At 47.9% G+C, this 17,997-nt stretch carries 12 protein-coding genes; 6 read left to right on the plus strand and 6 right to left on the minus strand.

Going from position 1 to position 17,997, the window contains the following annotated elements; all coding sequences use genetic code 11:
- Nucleotides 1-90: 90 nt before the first annotated feature.
- From CLV31_RS04410 to CLV31_RS04430, 5 genes are all read right to left on the minus strand, one after another.
- On the minus strand, nt 91-510 hold the full coding sequence (locus tag CLV31_RS04410; protein ID WP_181452571.1) for an RNA polymerase sigma factor: 420 nt from the start codon (nt 508-510) through the stop codon (nt 91-93).
- 506 nt (nt 511-1,016) lie between these two features.
- Nucleotides 1,017-3,221, minus strand: a complete 2,205-nt coding sequence (locus tag CLV31_RS04415; protein ID WP_181452572.1) for a hypothetical protein — start codon at nt 3,219-3,221, stop codon at nt 1,017-1,019.
- 2 nt (nt 3,222-3,223) lie between these two features.
- On the minus strand, nt 3,224-4,423 hold the full coding sequence (locus CLV31_RS04420; protein WP_245943320.1) for a sialidase family protein: 1,200 nt from the start codon (nt 4,421-4,423) through the stop codon (nt 3,224-3,226).
- Nucleotides 4,420-5,481, minus strand: a complete 1,062-nt coding sequence (locus tag CLV31_RS04425) for a polysaccharide deacetylase family protein (RefSeq protein ID WP_111391688.1) — start codon at nt 5,479-5,481, stop codon at nt 4,420-4,422. Before CLV31_RS04425 ends, CLV31_RS04420 begins: the two co-directional genes overlap by 4 nt.
- A gap of 12 nt (nt 5,482-5,493) precedes the next feature.
- Complete coding sequence (locus tag CLV31_RS04430; RefSeq protein WP_111391689.1) at nt 5,494-6,588, minus strand: sialidase family protein; 1,095 nt, start codon at nt 6,586-6,588, stop codon at nt 5,494-5,496.
- A gap of 176 nt (nt 6,589-6,764) precedes the next feature.
- Between CLV31_RS04430 and CLV31_RS04435 the strand changes: the two genes are divergently transcribed.
- Genes CLV31_RS04435 through CLV31_RS04445 form a run of 3 tightly spaced genes read left to right on the plus strand, consistent with a single transcriptional unit; the run spans nt 6,765 to nt 10,514 of the window.
- Complete coding sequence (locus tag CLV31_RS04435) at nt 6,765-8,021, plus strand: MFS transporter (protein ID WP_111391690.1); 1,257 nt, start codon at nt 6,765-6,767, stop codon at nt 8,019-8,021.
- A 3-nt stretch (nt 8,022-8,024) separates the two neighbouring features.
- Nucleotides 8,025-9,206 carry an AraC family transcriptional regulator gene (locus tag CLV31_RS04440; protein WP_111391691.1) on the plus strand — a complete coding sequence of 394 codons (1,182 nt, stop codon included), beginning with the start codon at nt 8,025-8,027 and terminating at the stop codon, nt 9,204-9,206.
- A gap of 39 nt (nt 9,207-9,245) precedes the next feature.
- Complete coding sequence (locus CLV31_RS04445) at nt 9,246-10,514, plus strand: DUF3464 family protein (RefSeq protein WP_111391692.1); 1,269 nt, start codon at nt 9,246-9,248, stop codon at nt 10,512-10,514.
- Between the two features lie 166 nt (nt 10,515-10,680).
- Here the strand turns inward: CLV31_RS04445 and CLV31_RS04450 are convergent, their stop codons facing one another.
- Nucleotides 10,681-12,459: a purple acid phosphatase family protein gene (locus tag CLV31_RS04450; protein ID WP_111391693.1), complete on the minus strand. Its 1,779-nt coding sequence runs from the start codon at nt 12,457-12,459 to the stop codon at nt 10,681-10,683.
- Between the two features lie 75 nt (nt 12,460-12,534).
- Here CLV31_RS04450 and CLV31_RS04455 point away from each other — a divergent pair, with 75 nt between their 5' ends.
- Genes CLV31_RS04455 through CLV31_RS04465 form a run of 3 tightly spaced genes read left to right on the plus strand, consistent with a single transcriptional unit; the run spans nt 12,535 to nt 17,920 of the window.
- Nucleotides 12,535-12,801, plus strand: a complete 267-nt coding sequence (locus CLV31_RS04455; protein WP_146250860.1) for a hypothetical protein — start codon at nt 12,535-12,537, stop codon at nt 12,799-12,801.
- Between the two features lie 21 nt (nt 12,802-12,822).
- Nucleotides 12,823-16,206: a SusC/RagA family TonB-linked outer membrane protein gene (locus CLV31_RS04460; protein ID WP_245943321.1), complete on the plus strand. Its 3,384-nt coding sequence runs from the start codon at nt 12,823-12,825 to the stop codon at nt 16,204-16,206.
- A gap of 22 nt (nt 16,207-16,228) precedes the next feature.
- Complete coding sequence (locus tag CLV31_RS04465) at nt 16,229-17,920, plus strand: SusD/RagB family nutrient-binding outer membrane lipoprotein (RefSeq protein WP_111391695.1); 1,692 nt, start codon at nt 16,229-16,231, stop codon at nt 17,918-17,920.
- The last annotated feature ends 77 nt before the right edge of the window (nt 17,921-17,997 follow it).

The raw sequence follows: 17,997 nt of genomic DNA on the forward strand, positions 1-17,997 counted from the left end.
AAGTCTTAAGAAAAACCATGATCCTGACCGAAGAGCAGAAAATGATTCAGGACCTTTTCGGATTTTAATCCGGGTGTCCCAGCGCGGAAGTCAGGAGAGTTCCAGTACTTTTTTTCGCTGGTAGGGGAGTGTGTCCACCGCCGATTCCAGTCGTTGGAAAATCATCTCTTCGGCGGCCATTTCCTCACCGGTGCTGTCCTCAATCCTGTTTTTATAAAAACTTTCCAAGCGTTCCCGATCCCGCTTCAGTCGCTTGAAGTAATCAATGACCTCATTTTTGGTGATAGTAAAAATGTAAGACTGCACGCGGTCGCTGGATTCGAGTTCACAGCGTTTTCGGAAGATTTTCAAAAATACTTCATGGAAAATCCCTTCGGATTCGAAGGGGTCTTTGACCATCGAAAGGATAAAACGCAATACGGGCTTCTTATAAAGGGAGTAAAACGCATCAACCGCGTGTTTTTCTCCATTTTTGAAGTCCTGGAGGAGGATAGGATCTGACAAATTCATAGTGCTGGGCTGGATTGGCAGTAGAAATTTTGAAAAAATCAGCCCAAGTTTTAACGCTAATTGCGAATAAAAATCCTCGATTTGCGAAAATCTTTTAAGTGGCATGGCAATTCTAGATGGTTCAAAATGAATAGATTACGCCAATATCAATTCTCCATAAAATTTGGGTGAAAATTGACTAAGAACCGTTTACTTTTCTTTAAAAAATTCAACAAATGAGGCTGAAGATTACCAAATTGTAAATAGGAGAGTTTAACTGGGAATCCCCGCTTAAAAACATAGAGGTTTCTGCTATCCTGCTTCTCCAGAAGCAGGATCCTCAACTAGGACTAATTTCTAAAGTGAAATGCACTGCTTCTCCAGAAGCAGGATTGTCGAGTTGGATAGTGTCTACGCGGTAATTTCTTAGCTCACCAAAACCAGAATCAGCCCAAAATCGGGGAAACTTCATCTAATGGCAGAATAGGGTTTAATCAGAATTCCAATTCCTAGATCATGTCCTCCCTCTATTCAATCACTCCCAAATACCTGCCCATCCAGTATGGCAGCAGCCAAATGTCGCCGGCACTGTACACGCTAAGTCCCTGACTTCCTCCGTCTAGGGTAAATCGGTTGGCATTGTGCTTCATGATCCGGGTTTCGGAAGGAGGCAAAACGGTTTCCGTAGACTGTCTGCGGAAATTAGCCGGAAGGGTCTTGATGTCTTTGCGGTGGCTGTTTTGGGTATTCCAGCTGATCAAATCGATGGGGTGACGCTCCAAGAACCAAATGGAGGGCTCCAAGTCAAAGTTTTCTGGTTGTACCAGAGCCGTGAAAATATTCCAAAGGGCTTCTTTTTCCGGTCTTTCTGCCTCCCAGTGGTCTAAAATGGACTTTTTGAACTGCGCTTTCAATTCCGGAGTAAACGCATATCGATACAGTCCCCAATACCCCAAGAAGTACATCTCGTCATCGGAATGATTCCAGGATTCGGAGAGCATTTTGCTCCAGTCATCGCTTCCGTCTCCGGCCTGTCCGATGACTGACATGGGGCGCATCAGGTTTTCCAAGTAGCCGTGCTTTTCCATCAGCTCGAAGGCCTTGTCTTTGTACACTTGCTTACCGGTGAAGTGAAAGGCCGACTGAAGCATGGCAATGATATTGGAGGAATTCAGCTTACGATCCCCCACTTGCTTGGGAAATCCATTGACATAGTCTGGATGCCACTTGCCCCAAAGCGTAGGTTTCCCATCGTAGTCTATCAGATACAGGTCATTTTTGACGATGTGGTTCATGAGTGCGTCGAGAAGCTCAACGGACTTGGCCTTGATCCAGGGATCATCGACGATCTCTGCCAGGACTCCAAATACAAACACATGTCCGATGGCTTCATCGCTGCTGGTAGTGGCTTTCCAGTCCCATTCCGGATCCGAGGCATGTTGCCAGCGATCGGGATCGGATAGTTGGGTGATATAGCCACTTCTCTCGAAAGATCGGGAAGGAAAACCCTCGACCGGATTGATGGTATAGAGCCGCTCCATGGCCAAAAGCGATTCTTTGCAATTGGCCAAAGCTTCAGGATCTTGGGTTACTGCATATCGGAATGCCTGTCCACCCAAATACATGGCTGTCCAAAGTCCGTCGTTGTCGGAATCTTTGAGCCGGCCCGTGCTGATATTTCCCTTTTCAGCGAGTTGGAGGGAGGCGTTGAACCCGTTTCGGATATGCATTTTCCGGACTTGGGCTTCGAGTATTTCTGCTTTTTGTGCCAAAGTCATCTCCTCAAACACCAGGGTGGAAAGCCCTTTTTCAGTCAGGACATGGACCCGATTTTTGTTCAAAGCCAAATCCCGTACTTCCTCTCCCGGCATCCAACGGTCTCCGAAATAGTAGGAAACCGTGCCTTTTTCATCCAATCGGAATACTCCCTTTTTGCTCCCAAACCAATAATCTGACCCATTGACCTCCACTGCTGTGATTTCGGTCCAAGGGAGTTTGGTCTGAAGTCCAGAGGCTTGATTGGTAGATAGATTCAGGGTGAAAAATCCGTTTTCAGTCCCGATTACGGCCAGGTCTTTTTGAGTGTCCAAGGCAAAAGCTTTGAGTTTTTCTCCTTTGGCAATTGGTGAAATTTGGGTTCCTCCTGGTGAATAGGATGAAATTCCCGAAGCTTGCAAGAGCAAAAACCGATTTCTTTTGGAATCAAACCGGAGGTCCAAAATCGGCTCAGAAATGGAGATGGCTGAGGTCTTTTGTCCTTTTTTGAGGTATTGAAGTTGATTTGGACTGACGACTACAAAATCCATCTCTTTTCCTCCAGTCAGTGCATAAGGATTTTTCAGATCGTGCATCAAATACAGATCACCTGCCCAGGCATTGCTGAGGACGGCCTTATCGTCCAAGTAGACCAGTTGATCTTCATGCTGGATGATGGCAAGGATGTTTTTGTCTTTCATCGGGAGGTAGCTTTGATCAGCGACCAAAATGCCATCTTGCTGAAATGCTCCAAATGCAGGACGGAGCAACTTCCCTTTTTCCAAAACCTGAATCGTCCCATTGCGATCAACCGCCAGGCTAAACCGCTCTTTTGCCTCATTGTCGCCCACATATTTCACAGCATAATCCTGTTGAAATACCCGGTCACGATGTACTTGCTTGGCTGTTTGGCCGTGAACAAAAAGCGGTAAAAAGAAGCATCCTAGGAGTAGTCTGACGCAGGTGTTGAATAGCATGATTATCGGATTTTTTGAGGATCGAGTTGAAGGTATTGGATGGTCTTAGCGGAAGGAAAATGCCTGGAATAACTCAGGTGCACTTTGCCCGAACTGTCTTGAATCAGGCTAGGATAGGAGAAGCCCCCCTTTTTCTCCGGATCATCTTCCAAATACCGGGGATTGGACCAGGTTTGTCCTTCGTCTGAAGAAATCCAAAGTGCCAAGCGATAACGCCCATCATGCAGGTCATTGCCGACCATCCACCAGCGACCATCCTGCAATACTGCTAGTTCCACACTGGCAGTGTTGGGAAAAGAAGTCTTTTGAGCAGCGGACCAGGAGATGCCCCTGTCTTTGGAAATGCTTTGCTGAATCCTCGTAGGAGAATCCCCAGAATCCCGCATCATGGCGACGATGTCCCCGTTTTTCCGTTGGGCCAAAGCCGGTTGGATAGGGCCTTTCCCTACCACAGGCTTGCTGGGTTTCCAGGTATTTCCTTCATCTTCGGAGATGGCCATCAGGGAAAAGTTGAACCCGTCGGAGTACAGGGGAAGGATGATTTTTTCTTCAGAAATCAATGGCTTGATCCGGGTCATCCAGCCGATGCTCCTCTTTTTGGAATCGGTGATGGCTTCGAGAATCAGGTTTTCGTAGGAGGGGGCATATTCTGACCAGCCTTGATGGGAGTCGGGAAGTTCTTTCATCCGGATTTTTACTTCTTCGACAAACTCCTCTCCAGGTTGGAGTAAAATATTGTCCTGCCAATGCCAGCGAGGCGCCCCGGGATTTTGGAAGTCGGTACTTCTCCGAACCCGCAATACCGATTGCTCCCATCGGTTGCCCAGGACAGCGATCCAGACGAGGAACAATTCATTTTTTTGATTGAGAAAAAGCACCGGGTTGCAGTCGGGGACATCAGGAGTGTCTGCCATAAGAAAAGGCGCTGACCAAGTGTCGGCATTTTTGCTTTTCCGGGCCCCCATGAGCTTGACGTCATTGGCGGTGCGCTCACCCGATCCTTGAAACCAAACCGCGAGTAAATCTCCGTTTGGCAAGGCCGCCAAACTGCTGCCATGCACATGCTGCGTTTGAGGAGGGAAAATCTCCTGTCGAACCTCAGCGGGAAGGATAGTGGTCTGGGCGAGCACAGGGCCAGCCCAGCACCACATCACCAATCTACCTATCCAGCTACGAATCGGTGTCTTGAATCTATTTTTCATGGTTGAATGAGTCTTTTTCTTCGCTCCATCACTTCCCTCCAAGTGGTCAGGATGATTCCTTCTTTTTCGATATAGGATTTCAACTCCGGATCGGTCATCGCAAGCAGGTCCCCGTATCGGGAGTCTCCGGATCCGGAAAACCTTTTGAAAAAGTCTGAGTACTCGATGCTGTGAATGATGATCATCGCCAAACCGGGCTCCATTTTTTCCAAAATCCGCTTAAACTGGTCGACCTTGTATTGCCCCAGTTCCTCATGGGAGTGGGCGTGGTCCGGCTTCCAATCTCCGCTGATGGTATGAAGGTCATCCAATACGGGTAGGCCCATTTCCCAGATTTGCTTTCCCAGCGCTTGGCTTTTGAGGAGGATTTCCGGTTTGGGGATGGGCATACCGTCGTGGTATTTTCCTTCTGCTTTGAGTTTTCTGATGATAGGGGCTGTCATACTTTCCTCCAAAAGGACATTGTTGCCTCCGGGAAACATCACCGGGATGTCGTACTCCACACCGACTTGGATGTATTTCTCCAAAAATTTATCATGGGCAAAGAGTGTCCCCATGTGCGAATCGAGATGTGTGGGCTTCAGTCCAAGGCGTAATGCCCTTTCGATTTGAGCTTTGAGTTCGATGTAAACTTCCTCTGGGCTTGCATGCTGGACGACTTGCTCTACGGTGTGCCAAAACGCACCGTCCGGGTCATGGAGTCCGGGAACCAATTGCTTTCCAGCCAAAGGCTCCCAACGATAAGTTTTCCATTCGGAAGTCAGGACGAGGTGAAGGCCTAAGTCCCATTCCGGATGCGCTTTGGCCTGATGGATAAAATTTGCAGCCCAAGGACAAGGCATCATGATGCTGCAGGAAGTGGCAATTCCAAAATCCAGTGATTGCATGGTCCCTTGGTTGGACTCATAGGACATGCCTGCATCATCCACATGAAAGATGACCACTTTTTTGCCCTTGGGATACCCTAGCTTTTCGGCATAGGTTTGCCCACGAGCTGGGCTGGAACTTGCCCAGAAAAAAACAATTAAACTTAGACTTAGAAAAATAGACTTTTTCATTCTCGGCTTTGGTTATTTCAGTCCTTCGATTTTCACTTTGCCAAATGCCACCTTTTTACGGTTCCAGGTATAGGTGTACACCAAGTGGTCTCCGTCCAAAATCAGGGAGGGATAGGAAAATTCTCCGTCAGGATCGGGAGTCTCTTCCACCGTGTGACGGACAGGCCAGGTTTTTCCGTTGTCCAAGGAAACGGCCAGTTCAATGATGTTTCGGTCGCCCCAATTGCCTTCGACCGGATTGTAGAGGAGCGCGATTTTTTCTCCGCCGAGATGAGCGACTTCGATCGCACTGTTATTATTAGGTAGGTCAGTGAGGTACACCGGTGCCCAGGTTTTTCCTCCGTCATTGGAGTCGGTACGGGCGATTTTTCCGGCAGAGCTTCGTAGGAGAAGGTGGATTTTTCCCGGAGTAGATTCCCAAGCCGTAGGTTGGATGATTCCTTCCTCAGGAATCAGATTGCGGTCGATATCGAAGTAGGGAGTTCGCTCCCAGGTTTTTCCCTGGTCCTTGCTGAGGTCCACAAAGGCATTCCAAACTTTATTTAACTCATGGGAAGCGGGAGCCAGCCACGTGCCATCCGAAAGAATCGTCAGGTGATTACGCACGGGACCTCGTCCTCCTTTGTCACCGGGAACAAGTTCGGTGGCAGTGGACCAGGTTTCACCTCCATCTTCCGAATATTGAATCCAAGTTTCCCAGTGGTCGATTTCTTTCCCGACTTTGAAGAAAAGCACGATTTTGCCATTCTCATCCCGGTGAAGGACAGGATTCCAATGCGGATCATTTCGGACTTTGGCAACCACCCGAGGTTCGGACCAGGTAGTGCCGTCGCCTTTGGACAACCAGATTCCCACGTCGTCGTGCTTTTCATAAGATCCTCCAAACCACGCGACGAGATAAGTGCCATTTCCCAGGGATTCAACAGTGGAGGCATGTGCCTGGGCAAAGCCCGGATGGGAATCGAAGACCATGCTTCGGCTTACCTCTTGAAGGGTGACAGTAGATGCGTTAGCGTTGGATTCGGATTCTGTCTTGGGGGAGGAGCAAGCGATCAGCAAGCCGGTGAGAATGATCGAAACTGAGGTCAAGTACCTGTTTGTACGCATGTCTAATGGGGAAATAAATGTGGTTTGTCTGGAATATTACCTGATTGTTTCCAAATCAGGCTATTCTTTTGTCGAAATTTTATTTTGTTGCTAAAAATCGAATCTCAAGCCCGAACAGGATTTTTTTCCTTTCGGGCTTTTGTATATTGACGGGGTACACCCTCAATCTCAGCACGATGAAGCAACGAACCCTGATCCTCCTATTGATTTTCCTGATATTTTTCGTCATTTCCCTGATGTCAAATATCCTGGGGCCAATCATTCCGGATCTGATATCGAGTTTCTCGCTGAGTATGGGATTAGCGGGTTTTTTGCCGTTCTCTTTTTTTGTGGCGTATGGCGTCATGTCTTTGCCCTCCGGTCTATTGGTGGAGAAGTATCGGGAAAAGCGGATCCTCCTGCTGGCGTTTTTTCTGGGCGTTTTGGGCGCTTTGGTTTTTGCACTGAATCCTGAATTCCAGTTTGCTTTGATTTCGCTTTTTATCATCGGTGTCGGGATGGCGATGCTGCAGGTGGTGATCAATCCCCTGCTTCGGGTTGCGGGAGGAGAGGAGCATTTTGCGTTCAATTCCGTGTTGGGGCAGTTGGCTTTTGGGGCTGCGTCTTTCATGAGCCCTTGGTTGTATAGCTATCTGGTGCAGAATCTTTTTTCAGGGAATGACTTCTTTATGATCCGAATCCTGGAAAAATGGGTGCCCGAATCTATGCCTTGGGTATCGGTCTATTTCCTTTTTGCGGTGATTGCCCTGTTGATGTTTTTGGTGATTACGCGGGTGAAATTTCCCGAGGTGGAGTTGAAATCCGATGAAAAAGTCAACTTAGGCCGAGACTTGGGCCGATTACTGAGCCAAGGGAAGGTCTGGCTGTTTTTCTTGGGAGTCTTTTGCTATGTGGGGACAGAACAGGGGATCGCCAATTGGGTCAGTCAGTATTTGCAGGACTATCATGGCGTGGATCCTGCTACCACCGGAGCTCAGGTGATTTCCTATTTCTGGGGATTGCTGACGGTGGGATGCCTGTTGGGATTGGTTCTGCTTAAATTGATGGACAGCAAGCGGGTTTTGATGATTTTCACACTAGGAGCCATGGTGTGTTTGGGCATGGGCTTGCTCGGTTCGGGAGCGATGGTTTTAGTGGCATTTGCCTTGAGTGGCTTTTTTCTTTCGGTGATGTGGTCGATTTTGATTTCCCTTGCCCTCAATTCGGTTGATTTTGCACATGGGACTTTGGCCGGGATTCTGTGTTCAGGGATCATGGGAGGTGCGGTCATGCCCTTGATCGTGGGAGGTCTGGCTGATTGGATAGGCTTGCAGTCAGCGATGTTCTTTTTGTTTTTGCCATTGGCTTACATTTTCTCGGTAGGCATCTGGGCCAAACCCTTGGTCAGCAATGCCCGGGTCAGCTCTTTGAAGGATCTCTTTTCTGCCAAGTAAGTCATGTACAAGATCATTTTGCTTCTGGATTTTGCCGAAGAATACAGCAAGTGCCTGCTGAAGGGGATCAGTAAATATTCCGCTGAACACGGACATTGGAGTTTTTGTCGGATGCCTTTGTACTATCGGGAGACACTGGGGGCCAAAGGAATTTTGAACTGGGCCAAGGACTGGAAGGCGCATGGGATCATCGGGCAGCTGTACAATGAGATGGAGAATGATCTGTATCAATCTCCCATTCCGGTGATCGCACAGGATTTCAAGGAGCGGTTCAGATTTATTCCCAATATCACCGGGCAATATCGGGAGACGGGCAAGCTCGGTGCGGAGTATTTTTTGAACAAAGGGTACACCCAATTTGCCTTTTATGGATTCAACAACATCGTTTGGTCCCGTGAACGAGCCGAAGGATTTGAATCCGCAGTGAATCAGGCGGGATTTCATGTGCACTATTTTGAGCATAAAAAAGCCCGCTCCACGGATATCTGGTACTACAAAAGCAACTCACTAAGCAAATGGCTGAAAAGTCTGCCCAAGCCCATCGCGCTGATGGCCTGTGATGATAATCAGGGGGTTCATATCACGGAAGCCTGCAAGCAAAACAATATCCGTGTGCCTCAGGAGGTTGCTGTCTTGGGAGTGGATAATGATGTCATGCTCTGTGAACTTTCCGATCCACCCCTGTCGAGCATCGAATTGGATATCGAGCGGGCGGGCTACGATACGGCTCGGGCGATGGACTTGATGATCACCGGAAGGGCCAAATTTTACCGGGATATTTTGGTGCCTCCCCTGAAGGTAGTCACACGAAACTCCACCGATATCTATGCCTCACAGGATGACTATGTAGCCACCGTGTTGGATTTTATCCATAAAAATATCGACCAAAATCTCCTCGTAGATCATATCGTAAAAGAGGTTCCGATGTCGAGGAGATCCCTGGAAAAACGATTTGTGGAGGTGACGGGGCTGCCCATCTACAAGTACATTTTTAAGCTGCGGATCGAAAAGCTGGCCCAGAGACTGGTCAGCAGTGAGATGTCTGTATTCGAAATTGCCTTGGAAATGGGCCTTTCTGACAGTAAAAATATTGCCCGTCAGTTTAGACAGGTGATGGGATGCACACCGTTGGAGTATCGAAGGAGATTTGTGGAGAAAGCCAAGGCAGATAAAATGTTTAAGTAGTCTCTTTTTGGGCCGGGGAGGTAACTACCAATAAACGCCATGCCTAAGAAAAATTTACTTCCTATTCTTCTTACCGCCATGACTTTGGGTACCACCTGGGCCATTCGCGGGCAATTTGGCCATGAGCAAGGGGCCGCCTGGGCCGGAGCGATAGCCTGTTTGATGCTGGTGATGGTGACCAAAAGGAGTGAATGGGCGGAATCTGGACTGAAAGCCTCTTTTTTTGGAGCGGTAGGTTGGGGATTGGGAGGAATGATGAGTTATGGCGTGCTGGTCGGGTATGGAAAATCATCAGATTTTCTGAATGCTTCCTATGGACTATTGAGCCTCTTGGTGGTGGGGGGATTGTACGGATTTTTAGGCGGGGGATTGTTTGGACTGGGATTGACCGATTCGAAAGAGAGGAAAGTGCCGTGGCATCAGGTCACGGTAGAATTGACTGTCGGCGGATTGATTTTTTACTATTTCATCATCGAGCAACTGGGTTGGCTGATGACTCCGCCACGGTCTGAGGCCTGGGGAGTATGTGCCGGTGCCGCCTTGGCTTTGGCTTATTTTCTTTACCGGAGCGGCTATCGAAATGCCCTCCGTGTAGCTCTGTTTTCCGGGTTGGGGGCCGGTTTTGGTTTTGGCTTTGGTAATTTTCTTCAAACGATGGGTCAATTGTCCGGTTTGACATTCAATTTTTGGAATGTGATGGAGTATTCCTTGGGATTTTTTGGCGGAATCGGGATGGCCTATGGGGCTTTGACCTCCTCTTGGCAGCCTGCTAAAAAAGCAGCTGAGAAGTCCGTTTGGCCGATTTATGGATTAGCTGTACTGATTCCGTTTTTCGTGTGGGAGCAGAGTTTTTGGGAAAAAGAGATCACCCCAATGCTGGAAAAGGTAGCCCCCGGACAATTGGATTTTTGGGCTAAAGCCATACCCGCCATGGCATTTTTGATCTGGTTGGGATTGCTGGGATTAGCCTGGAAAAAAGCAAAAACGCTGAAAAATGATCTGGCAGTCAATACGGTTTCGGTTCTTCAATCGGTCTGTTGGTCCTTGTTTTTGGCTTATTTGGCCTACACGTTTTTGATCACGGGCTCATTCATGAGCGGATATCGACCTGAGCAATTTTTGTATTTGGTCAACTTTGGGCTGATTTGGTTTTTGGTTCCCAAAAGTTCTGCTCAATTCTCATTGGAGGGAATCCAAGGGGCTGGAATCTGGAAATTGTTTTTTCTGATTTTGGGCCTTTTGATCCTGTTGGCGGCGATTTCCTCTTCCCTTCATGAAGGATTGCCTGGGATGCAGACGCGGTTTTGAATGATGGGCTGAAGTTATGGGGATGGTTGATATATAGAAATTGAGGTCATTGAGTGCAGAACCAAATCCAAAGAGATTGCTATCGTTTTGACATGCATTTACCTGCGATCTGAAGGCGTCAGACCGTCTGAAAGATAAACGAGGGAATTTTCTTGGGACAACCTCTTTACTTTTTGATGGTGAATTGATCCAGGAGTTTGCCGTCGGCGAGATAGGAACTCAGTGTAAGGGTATTTCCATGGATGTCGATTTTTTGGTAGAGGTAATCATCGGGGTAGGAAAGAACGGTGAAGGACTGGTCCTGCTTATCGCTTTCGAAACCCTTCCCATGTGCCGAAGCCGAGTGGACAAAAATCAGGTTGGAGTTTGATCCGGGCTTGAATTCCCTCAAAGGTTTGGATCGCATGTAGTAATGAAAATGCCCACTGAAGTACAGGTCCACCTCGTGCTTTTCCAAAATGGGAACCCAGAAGTCCTGGATTTCGGGATAAGGTTCTACAGAATTGTAAGCAGGGAAATGGACGGTCAAGAACTTCCAACGGGCAGGATTTTCGGCGAGTACTTTTTCCAACCAAGGCGCTTGGTCAGGGATAGAAAGCGTGCCATCCATCATCAAGAAAAGAGCCTCACCATATCTGAAAAAATAGGTTCTCTCGGAATATTCTCCTCCGGGCCCATTGACAGGAAGGTCAAATTGCGCCTGAAACATGCCTGCGCCCAACCCATCCTGTGAGTCGTGGTTGCCGGGTACGGGCATAAAGGGGCGATGCGCAAAGCTTTCTCCGGTGAAGGCAAACAGCTTGTCCCAATCATCCCGATGAAGTCCGGTATTGACCAAGTCGCCTGAGGAAATGTAGAATTTGGTTTCAGGAAAACGCGTAGTAGCATCTTTTGCCAGTTGGCCTGTTTTGGGATCGTTGTGCATATCACCAAACCAAATGAAAGAAAAATTGGGTGTGCGGTCAGCTGCTGTCTCAAAGGAATAAACCGGACTGAGCTCGTCATCGGACTGGATTTGGTAGTGGTAAGCAGTTCCCGGATTGAGACCGGAGATTCGCGCGGTATGGCGAAGGGTAAAGCGGTCGTTCTGAAGTAGGCGGTCTTCTATTTCCTGAGGGGAAGATGCCAAGCTGAGCGTGTCTTTTCCTCCTTTTTTCCAATAGAGGACCTTACTTGTCGTAGATTTTGGAGAAGTGCGCCAATTGATGGAAATGGAGGTTTTGGGATCAGCATGCCAGTGCAACACCGGTAGATCCGGAAGTTCCGAAGATGGAAAATCGGTACTTCGGAAGGCTTGGACCAAATGAGCTTCTCTCGCCCGTCCACGGATGGTGGTAAAGAGTATTTCTCCACGGATTTCATCGGGGACTTCGGTGATTTTCAGCCCATCCCAGTCGTGATAGGTAAATGCTCCGGGTTCCAAAGTTTCGAAATGCTGTTGCGCGGGAAAAATCGGTGTGATTTCCAGTTTTTTTCCTTTTTCCAAAGGTTTGAGACTGATAAAATACACCGGTCGGTGTTTGTCAAGTCCATTGATGCCCAAGTTGACTTTTCCCGAGTGCTCTTCTTTTTGCCAGACCTCATATGAAGAGAGTTCGTTTTTGACCAGCAGGTTGGTTTTGACAAAACCCGATTTTTCAAGCCAAAAGGGAACCGTCTTTTGGTCTACATGGCGCATGAGTGATATTCTCACAGGCTGGTTGACTTCAAAAATCCAGTACTGCGTACTCATCACCGCCTTTTCCTCCTCGGTCAAATAGGAGTCGAAAAAAGCTTCATCCAGCAAATTGAGGCTGTCGGAGGGAATTTCTTCATAGAGCCGGGTGACGATCTGATCTACGGTAGTCTTGAGGTCGGGAAGATTTTTGGGAGGTGCTGTGCAAAAGGAAAAGGAAAATAAGGCACTGAAAAGCAGATTTTTTAATGCTGAAGTGGGATGATACATGAAGGTTGGGCCATTAGGTCAATTCTGAAATCAATACCTAGATAAGTCAAAAAGAGACTAATCCACAAAAAATGTATGGAGATAGTCCTTTTTTTCTTGGTCAGGGTATCCCCAATGAATAAGATCCAAATGAAGCGTCCTGATGCATCGGTACTGATCAAAAAGCTGGAATCCGGAGAGATTTCCCGGGAAGAATTTGGGCTTTTTTTGGAAGGACTCGAAGATGCTGGTCAGGCAAAAGAGTACGATCAAGGCTTTCGGGAGCTTTTTGATCGGTTAATCGAAAAAGGTGAGCGAACCAATCAATTTGGGGCTACACCGGAGAATAATCAAACTACTTAAACTAACCTATACCCATTTACTATGAACCAATTGCTTTACTTGCTCAAATCCAAAATAGACCGGGGCTTCAGCCTGGGTTTAGCGATGGGTTTCCTGATCTTGCTGCCCTCCTGGGCAGAAGGGATGTCAGTCGGTGCCTCCATTTTTGAGGAGGAGTTTTTTCAGACCCAAAGTCAAATCCGTGGAAAAGTGACTTCCAAGGTGGATGGAATGCCTTTGCCTGGCGTGACCGTCCTCGAAAAGGGAACTTCAAATGGGACCATCACCGACATCGAAGGCAACTATACGCTAGTCCTCCGAAGTGAGCGCCCGGTGTTGGTCTTTTCCTACATCGGATTTACTTCGGTAGAAGTGCCTGTAGGAGGACAAACTAGTGTGGATTTGGCTATGGAGGAAAACGTGCAGGCGATGAGTGAAGTGGTCGTGACAGCCTTGGGTATCGAGCGGGAAAAACGCTCCTTGGGGTATTCAGTCGGTGAGGTAAAAGGGGAAGATTTGCGGACTGTCGCACAAGAAAACCCCATCAACGCTCTTGCCGGTCGGGTAGCCGGGGTTTCCATCAACCAAATGAGTGGGGTAGGTTCGTCCACAAGTGTGATCATCCGCGGGGCCACGTCCTTAAGCAGTGACAATCAGCCCTTGTTTGTGATCGATGGAGTGCCCGTTTCCAACACTTTAAATAATGTGAGAAATATGGGTGACCGGAATGAGGTGGATTATGGTAATCCCATATCGGACTTGAGCCCGGAAGATATCGAAGACATCACCGTGCTGAAGGGTCCAAGTGCCGCTGCGCTCTATGGCTCTCGGGCAGGGAATGGGGTCATTCTGATCACAACAAAGAAGGGAAAAAAGGGGGAGGCCATGAAGGTCAATTTTACGACCAGCAATGTGTTTGAGCGCCCCTATCGTTATTTGAATTTCCACTACCAATACGCCAATGGAAACCGGACTGATCTTTTGGATGAACGTTCTGCCTATTGGGCGGGTCTTCCCCTGGATCAGGGAATCAAAGCAGTTCAGTGGAACAGTCCCGTTGGTCCGGACGGAAACAAGATCCCAACCGAACTCAAGTCTTATCCCAACAACATGCGGGATTTTCTGGAAACTGGAGTCACCTCAACCAATGCGGTTAGCATTTCCGGATCGACTGACAAGGCGGTTTACCGGCTGGGATTTACCAATATGATTCACGACGGGATGATCCCCAACACGGATCTGCACCGAAATAATCTTACGCTATCAAATTCCTATCAATTCAGTCCCAAGTTTAGCCTGAGTGCAGATATCAATCTTTCCCGATCCAAATCCAATAACCGGGCTGCGACGACCAATCGAGGTGCAAATCCTCTGGAAGCAGTGTACAACTGGTCTCATGTGAATATCAATGATCTCCGGGATTATTGGCTGGAAGGTCAGGAGGATATTCAGCAAAAAACAGTTTCGGTCAACCATGATAATCCCTATTTCATTGCCTACGGGATCAACAATGGATTTGTCCGGGATCGGGTTTTTGGAAATATGAAATTGGACTACAAGTGGACCGATGCACTCTCCTCTTATGTCCGATTGACCTTGGATACCTATACCGAAAACAGGGAAACTAAAATTCCATGGTCATATACCCGTGAGCGGAGAGGAGCCTATCACCTTCAGGATATCGCCAGGACAGAGTCCAACATCGAATTCTTAACGACCTACACCAAGTCTTTCACCAACTTTAATTTTACACTGAATGGTGGAGGGAACATTATGCGGCAGTTTTATCGGGACAACTACATGGGAAGTGCTCCCAATGCAGGCTTGATCGTGCCGGGCTTGTACCGAATCAGCAATATCCCCAATACAGGACTGAGGTATTCCAACTTTGACTCGGAAAAGGCGATTTATTCAGTCTTTGCGGTAGCGTCTTTGGGCTTTATGGATCAGCTTTACTTGGATATTTCAGGTAGAAATGACTGGTCCTCTACACTTCCTGCTAATAACCGATCTTATTTTTATCCTTCTGTATCGCTAAGCTGGTTGGCCAATTATACCTTCAACCTTCCCGAAACCATTTCCTTGCTGAAATTCAGAGCGGGATTTGCCCAGGCAGGTAATGATACCAATCCCTATGCACTGGATCCCATTTTAGGCACCTCCAATTGGGGTACGCTGATCACAACCAATTACCCCGGTACCCTGTTGAACCCAAATCTGAAGCCTGAGATCAACACCTCTCAAGAACTGGGGTTGGACTTCAATCTTTGGGACAATCGGGTGCGATTTGAAGGGACTTATTTTTATCAGAAAAATGAAAACCAAATCCTGAGTGTTCCTTCTCCTGCCTCATCTGGCTATTCGCAAAAGCAGGTCAATGCCGGGTTGATTTCCTCCAAAGGCTGGGAAATTCAGATCGGCGGCACACCCATCAAAAATGCAAAAGGATTTACCTGGGATATCAATGCGAATTTTACCCGAATCCGAACTACCCTAGAGGAATTGGCTGATGGGATGGATTTCATTACTCTTTGGGAAGACAACAACGGGGGAGCTTCCACCTTTGTAGGAGGACAGATCGGAGATTTGTACAGCCGTGGATTTGCCACCGTGACAGATCCGAGTTCACCTTACTATCGCTGGCCGATTCTCAATGCCAACGGCTCCTGGATTCCACTCAATGGCAGAGAGGACAGAAGAAAGGTGGGGAATTTCAATCCGGATGCCTTGATAGGGGTTCAAACCAGACTGAGCTATAAGCGATTCACTTTGGATGCGAGTTTCGACATGAGATTGGGTGGAGACTTTATGTCCTACACTTACCGCTATGGAGAATCGGACTGGAAATCCAAGAGACAGAAAGACCTTTTGATCCCGGGAGGATTGTATACCCAAGAGCAATTGATTGCTTTACTTAAATCAGACCCTGAACGCTACATCATTCCTAAAAACGGCAATTTCCCAAGAGTGGGAGGCTACGATCAGGCTTCGGGTGGATTGGTGGTCAACATGGCTACTCCGGGAAATGACGGAGTTTTTGTACCGGGGGTAATTCGAAATGCCAATGGAGAATATGTAGAGCATCTTGGAGGCCCGGGAACTAAAATTTATCCTGCGTCTTCGGCCTATGCCTGGAATTACAATGAGCAGATCACCTTTGATGCCTCTTTTCTAAAGATGAGAGAGCTTTCGATTGGCTATATGCTTCCCGCATTGAAAGGCTTTCAAAATGCCCATGTCTCAATTTACACCCGAAACCTGATCCTTTGGACCAAGGCGGATATTGGGATCGATCCGGAAAGAGCTTTCCAGATCACCGCGTCTAAGCAGGGCGACTCGGCTAATCTTTTCCGTCAGGGAATTGAGTTGCAAAACGTAAATCCTTGGACCATGCCGTTTGGATTTAAATTCAGCGCCAATTTTTAATCTCAACTGAAAAACAAAAGTCATGAACAACTGGAATATAAAAATCGGAACCTTTGCCTTGTTGTTTTCTCTGTTGATAGGAGGATGCAAGGACTTGGATGAAATCAACGAGAACCCCAATGGGGTGTCTCCATCCAACGCCAATGTGAACATGCTTATGCCGACCGTTCTGGTCGGAGTGGGACAGAATATGGTCAACTTGGGCTATCAGGATTTGGCCGGAGTCGTGCAGCATACCCAGAAAGACGGTTGGAATGGGGGGCATAACCATTACGAGTGGGGACTTCAGGATTGGAGTGGCTGGTATGGCCTGTTACGGACCAATCAATTTATGATTCAAAGAGCGGACGAGGTCAATTCACCTTTTCATAAAGCGGTGGGACTGACCATGAAATCGCTGATTTTTGGGATGATTACGGATTTGTGGGGTGATGCCCCGTACTCCAAAGCGCTACAGGGCGACAAATCAGGTCGGGAGTTTCAGTTTCCCGAGTATGACAATCAGGAAGCAATCTATCGGGGGATCATCGATGATCTCAAGGCTGCTTCAGCGATTTTTGCTTCTGCCAACAATTCCACGGTCATCGCTCAGTATGATGTGTATTTCGGTGGAAATGTGGTGAGATGGCATAAGTTTACCAACTCACTTTTGCTGCGCTATTACATGAGGATCTCTTCCAAGCTGCCTGATGTGGCTAAAGCTGGGATTGAGGAGGTTTCCAGGTCGGGGGTTTTTCTGACCGATGCGGCCGAAGATGTGGTCATGGATTACATCGGTGCCTCGGCCGGAGATTCCTGGCCCACGGCTACCTCTTTTGATGCGGGATCGAATTTCCGAAGATTGAAGCCTTGCAATACCCTGCTGGATTTTATGTTGGAAAACCAAGATCCGAGAATCAAGGTGTGGTTTAGAGAAGTCCACTGTCAGTGGGTGGAGGATAAAACATTAGCTACCGCGGTGGATCCGTTTATCCGGCGAAACGGGGTGCTTCAGCAGGGAGTGGTTTCCCTTACGGATGAGCAGTACCTGACTCAGATTGCCGCCGGCAATAAGTTTACCCGCCACTACAACCCGGATTTGTTGGGTTCCAAGTTGGATACTCGAATCTATGTGGGATTGCCTCCCGGGGCTTTGGCACCTTCCGAGCACAATAGAAACCCTACACCCGGTCAGACCTTGGAAAACCAGCATGCTTCACAGCTTGCAGATGTCTACCGTCAGACCCGACATGCGTTGTTGAAAGCCAGAATTATCTCAGCGGCTGAGGTGCATTTCATCCTGGCAGAGGCAGCTTTGAAGGGATATGCCGTGGGAAATGCCGAGACGCACTACCGAAATGGAGTTCAATCCTCCCTGAAGACATGGGGAGTAACCAATTCCTTTGATGCGTATATCAAGCAGCCTAAAGTAGCCTTCAATGGAACTGTGAAACAGGTCATCGAACAAAAGTGGGTGGCAAGCTGGACCAATGCAGCAGAGGCATGGTTTGATTTCCGAAGGACGGGATTCCCAGAATTGAAGCCGGGTCCTGCTTCTCCAGAACCTGTGGTGCCTGTTAGATTTATCTATGGCGGAAATGAGATCAACTTCAACAATGCAGAAGTGGAAAAGGCGATTTCCCGCCTGGAATTGACACCCTATGAGCGGGGAAGAGGAGCCAACAATCAATGGTCAAAGACCTGGATCATCCAAGGTACGGGTAAACCTTGGTAGGTAAATAGATAGATTGCGTAGAGGAAAAGTTGCCTTTTTGCGAGGGCAACTTTTCTTTTTTTTGAGGTTCTTGTCCA

The organism is Algoriphagus aquaeductus, from assembly GCF_003253485.1.
GTDB classification, from domain to species: domain Bacteria; phylum Bacteroidota; class Bacteroidia; order Cytophagales; family Cyclobacteriaceae; genus Algoriphagus; species Algoriphagus aquaeductus.